Source organism: Nostoc sp. CHAB 5715 (assembly GCF_020829685.1).
Lineage (GTDB): Bacteria > Cyanobacteriota > Cyanobacteriia > Cyanobacteriales > Nostocaceae > Nostoc.
In genome coordinates, this window is record NZ_JAIVFR010000720.1 from 1 (window position 1) to 4,013 (window position 4,013).

A 4,013-nucleotide genomic window follows, 5' to 3' on the forward strand; every position below is an offset into this window, starting at 1 on the left:
AAGACTGCATTTCGCTTGGTTGAAGAAAATTTGCTGGTGACAGATAGGTTACTGACACTCATGGAGGAAGTTCCTAGCGGTGGTAAGCAAGTTCATGATGCAAATATTGTCGCCACGATGCTAGTTTATGGCATTCCTCAGTTACTCACTCACAACATAGGTGATTTTGCAAGATTTTCTGGGTTAATTACTGTCTTACCATTACAAGGTTAGATTGCTTGTTGTTACTAAGGAGTGAAAATTTACTTCACGTTACGAAATGCAGTCTTTTGGTAATTGTGCAATCCTACTGATTAATCCCAAACACTTCTGCGTTCCCAATATTGAGCAACTCTTTTTTCCCACTGCTCCCAGTAATCTTTAATGACTGCTGATTCAAACCAAAATACCTCTGCTGGCATTTCTGGAATCGCTACTACCAACAGAGCGTGCTTTAGTTGAATGCCGTAATCTCGATAATACTCGTTAGCTGCTCCTATGTACGCTGTAAGTTGCAGTGGATGTTCGTATAAATGCTCAATTGAGCCTTTGGGTTGGTCTGCTGTTTTCCACTCGCAAATACAGGGAATACCTTGATAGCTGGCAATACAATCAACTTTGCCAGAATAACCCAAATTATGATGAAAAACAGAGCCTTCCACAAGTCTAACTGTGTCGATTTGTTGTAAAACTGGCTTGATACTCTCCCAATAAGGGCGACTCGCTTCGGGACAAACAGGGTTTTGACCAAGGAGGTAGCGCTCAATTTGTTTGTGTGTTTGGGTTCCCCGACGACTAGCAGTTGTAGTAATGCGGGTAGCTTCTTCTGTTCCAACACGCGCTTTCCAGTTTAATAATCTGTCTCTGTCTGCTTGTGATTTGGTGGCATTAAGTATTGTAGTCACGCTGGGAAAACGATTTCCCTTGGCATCTACATAATATTGTTTACCATTTTCTCTCTTAGATGTGGCATTAATGCGTGGTAGCAGTTGGGTATCAAATTGCATTATTAATTCGTAATTCGTAATTCGTAATTCGTAATTAAGAAAGTGGCGATTAGAAATTTCAGTTCATCTTCCACACAGGCAAAACTTGCTGGAAGCATCTCAATTTTGCAATTTTACCAAGATCGTAGATGGTCATTGCGAATGAAGCAATCGCAACAACCGTACTTTGCGATTGCTTCTCTACGAGACGCTCCGCGAACGCTCCACTACGTTCCGCTCGCAATGACAAATTATATTTTTACACATTTGGGATGCTCCCCAACTTGCTTTTGCAGGTTTTAAAACTTTAATTTTTATTAGTCCGCGTAGGTAGACTACTGGTCTGTCAACCCAAAAATGACGGGTGAAGGTGGGGAGTAGGGAGTGGGGAGTAGGGAGTGGGGAAAGAGTTTTTTGTGTTTCTCAAATAGGAGTCCTATAGTACGCTGAATTTCTCAAGAATGAACTTAAATAAAAGTTTATTTAATGTTTTATAGAAAATATCCTACTTTTCCTACTTAACCCACTTTTAAATGTTGGCTTCAACACGATAGTGTGGAAGTTCTAAAAGGGTGCATCGCAGTTTTTATTATTCGATGAAATAATAAAATTTAATATGTCATTGCGATCGCACTACTATCTTCTCTATTTTCCAGCAAAATATTGACTTTGAAATTTGCGGTCTGTGATTCTGCTAAAGTATTGATTTCCATGAAGTTTAGACTTTGACTCATTTATTAGAATCACAGCTTTAGCCTTACTGTTCTAGCTGCTGGAAACACGAACTATCTGCCTCAACCCTTAACAGACTTAAGCCATCATCACAAGATTCTTACTGCATTCTATCGATTGTGCGATACTGAATTGCTTCCGCCAGATGATTGGTTTTTACCTCATCTTCTGCCGCTAAATCTGCAATAGTTCGTGCTACTTTGAGAATGCGATCGCTTGCTCTTGCTGATAAACCTAATTTTCTAATTGCTACTTCTAATAAACTGCGACTAGTATCATCTAGCTTGCACCATTTCTGGAGATGACGACTCTGCATGTGGGCATTGCAACGCAGATTTGCTTCTCCTTGGAAACGGGTAACTGCGCGATCGCTTGCTTGTTGAACCCGTTCCCGTACTGATGTTGATGCTTCTCCAGTCGGTTGTTGGGTAATCTCCTCTGGTTTCAAGCGATTCACCGCAACTTGTAAATCAATTCGATCCATCAACGGCCCAGAAAGTTTTGCCCAATATTGCTCACGTTGACGGGGAGAACAAGTACATTGTTGGATGGTATCGCCATAGTAACCGCAAGGACAGGGATTAGTACTCGCCACCAAAGTAAACTGCGCGGGAAACATTACTGATAGTTTGGTGCGGGAAATTGTCACATAACCATCTTCCAAAGGTTGACGCAGAAATTCTAAAACATCACGTTTAAATTCCGTGAGTTCATCCAAAAAAAGCACACCTCTGTGAGATAATGAGATTTCCCCAGGACGAGGAAAGCTACCACCACCCACAAGAGAAGGCCCGGATGCTGAGTGGTGGGGACTGCGAAAAGGGCGATCGCGTACCAACGAACCGCGATTTTTCAATAAACCAGCCACCGAATGGATGCGAGTCACTTCTAAAGATTCGGCAAAACTCAAGGGCGGTAAAATTCCTGGTAAGCGCCGTGCTAACATGGTTTTCCCACTACCAGGCGGCCCGACAAAAATTAAATTATGACCACCAGCAGCAGCAATTTCTAAAGCACGACGCGCATGAGCCTGTCCTTTCACATCATGCAAATCTGCGCCAGGGTAAGATACTGTTGCTATCTCTGTTGTATGATCAATTTGCACAGGTTTGTAACGTCCGGGATTATTTAAAAAATCCACCACATCAGACAGATGCTTGCAGGCGTAAACAGCCAAGTCTTGAACCACCGCCGCTTCTTGGGCATTATCAGCAGGGATTACTAAACCTGCAATTCCCATCTTTTGGGCTGCTGCTGCGATGGGTAAGACACCAGCCACCGGACGCAAACTGCCATCCAGAGAAACTTCGCCCAAGAATAGATAATCCCCCAACAAATCAGCGCTAACTTGCTCAGAAGCCGCCAAAATTCCTACACTAATAGGCAAATCGAAACAGGGGCCTTCTTTCCGTAAATCTGCGGGAGTTAAATTGATCACAATTTTTCGCATGGGAAAGGCGAAACCTGCATTCTTCAGAGTTGCTTTGACTCTTTCTCGTGATTCTTGAATCGCTGAATCTGGTAGTCCCAAGACAACAATTCCCGGTAATCCCCCTGATACATCGACTTCTACGCCTACTTTGACGGCATCGATGCCCACAATTGATGCACTCCAGACTCTGGCAAGCATTTATTATATAACAGTAAACCTTTCAAATCTCTAGCAGATGAGTTGGTAGATTGGCATTAGTGAAATTACAGAGACGATTTTTTGAGGAAAATAGTTACACCAATTTTTAGGTAAATAGACCACGCGGTAACACTGCATTATATCATGTCAGCTTGATTGCTTATTAAACCCGAATCACCCCAAAGCATCGGCTACGGTGTACACACAACTCGGAAAAACTTCATCTATCAAAAATTTGCAGTGCGTTACGCTGGCGTGACAAAGCTAAATTCTTGCAATCATGGCGCTGGCAATTGTTATTTCGGCGAACGCAATTGTTATTTCGGCGAACGCAATTGTTATTTCGGCGAACGCATTTGTTATTTCGGCGTATCCATAACGCACCCTACGAAACTACTAGAATTGAAACCTATGCTGGTCATACTTGTGTGTACACCGTAGCAAAGCATCGGGGAGGGGATTAAGGGGAGCCAGTGACGGGTACGCAGGGGTCTCCCCAAGTGGAGCATCTGGCGTGTGGGGTGCAATGACTATGGAATCATAACGAATTACCCGGACATGATATAGGAATCGTATTTGATTTTTGAAATTATTTACGTAGGCGGGGAGTGGGGAGTAGGGAGTAGGGAATAAGGAATTAGGCTTTTCGAGTTGTACCGAGCTTTTTCAGAAATCAAATATTAGTC

4 protein-coding genes are annotated in these 4,013 nt (G+C 42.8%); 1 reads left to right on the forward strand and 3 read right to left on the reverse strand.

Annotation, left to right across the window (positions count from 1 at the left end):
* Window positions 1-213 (forward strand): type II toxin-antitoxin system VapC family toxin (locus tag LC574_RS29850; protein ID WP_368736749.1); only part of this gene is annotated, 213 nt, incomplete at its 5' end.
* An 80-nt stretch (window positions 214-293) separates the two neighbouring features.
* Here LC574_RS29850 and LC574_RS29855 read toward each other — a convergent pair.
* The 3 genes from LC574_RS29855 to LC574_RS29860 all read right to left on the reverse strand — a co-directional run bounded on the left by LC574_RS29855 (window position 294) and on the right by LC574_RS29860 (window position 3,327).
* Complete coding sequence (locus LC574_RS29855) at window positions 294-986, reverse strand: PD-(D/E)XK nuclease family protein (RefSeq protein WP_229457230.1); 693 nt, start codon at window positions 984-986, stop codon at window positions 294-296.
* Between the two features lie 590 nt (window positions 987-1,576).
* A complete protein-coding gene (locus LC574_RS38310; protein WP_267871716.1) occupies window positions 1,577-1,699 on the reverse strand; it encodes a hypothetical protein in 123 nt (40 codons plus the stop codon).
* A gap of 98 nt (window positions 1,700-1,797) precedes the next feature.
* Window positions 1,798-3,327, reverse strand: coding sequence for a YifB family Mg chelatase-like AAA ATPase (locus LC574_RS29860; RefSeq protein WP_229457231.1), 1,530 nt, complete (start codon window positions 3,325-3,327; stop codon window positions 1,798-1,800).
* Window positions 3,328-4,013 lie beyond the last annotated feature (686 nt).